General features: G+C 48.6%; 1 protein-coding gene. It reads right to left on the reverse strand.

Going from position 1 to position 422, the window contains the following annotated elements:
• Positions 1–367 (reverse strand): class I adenylate cyclase (locus tag A3751_RS02410; RefSeq protein WP_231876823.1); only part of this gene is annotated, 367 nt, incomplete at its 3' end.
• Positions 368–422 lie beyond the last annotated feature (55 nt).

A 422-nucleotide genomic window follows, 5' to 3' on the forward strand; every position in this document is an offset into this window, starting at 1 on the left:
CGTAAACCGCCTGTTTGAACTCGACACTTAAACAGGGGTACTCGGGCAACTCGCGCGCATAGACCTCCGCCAATAATAGCTTCAGTGCTGACTTATAGGGAGACTCAAGGCTCTTATACAACTGCCACAGGCCGGCTCCAATAAGCTCGCTTTTGGGAATGGTATGAGTACTACCAAAATCTAAGACATCGGCTTCTTTTACAAAACGGTTGCCAAGCAATAATTGCGTAATTTCAGCGTAACTGCCTTCTGCATCTGGAGGAACAAGCCACCACAACGGGTAACGACCCGTCAAAAGAATCGCGGTGCGATAAAACTCATCCAGCAATAAAAAATGCTGTGCTGAACCACTACTTTCCTTGTCCATCGCGGGAGCAGCCTGGCCCTGTTTAAATCGCTCTGCGCACATTACAAACGTGTGC

This window comes from Oleiphilus sp. HI0080 (genome assembly GCF_001635135.1).